The 291-nt window shown below is 69.8% G+C and carries 1 protein-coding gene; it reads left to right on the forward strand.

From position 1 onward, the window contains the following. Positions 1-291: SwmB domain-containing protein (locus VTU_RS28420; RefSeq protein ID WP_040893197.1), on the forward strand; the 291-nt coding region annotated here is incomplete at both ends.

Genomic DNA, 291 nt, shown 5'->3' on the forward strand with positions numbered 1-291 from the left:
TGCTGCGCTTCAACGATGCAAACCCACTGGACGCGACCCTGGAGCACAAGCCGGCGGGCGATGCCTTTACGGTGCGCGTCGGCAGCGCGGCGAACGCCGTCACCGCGGTCGCCGTGGACGCGCAGGCCAAGACCGTCACGCTCACGCTGAGCACCCCCGTGGCGCATGGTCAGAGCGTGACCGTTGCCTACAGCGACCCCACGGCCAACGACGATGTCCGCGCGATACAGGACGCTGCCGGCAACGACGTGGCCAGCTTCGCGGCCACCGCCGTGCGCAACGACACGCCAG

This window comes from Verminephrobacter aporrectodeae subsp. tuberculatae At4 (assembly GCF_000193225.1).
Lineage (GTDB): Bacteria > Pseudomonadota > Gammaproteobacteria > Burkholderiales > Burkholderiaceae_C > Acidovorax > Acidovorax aporrectodeae.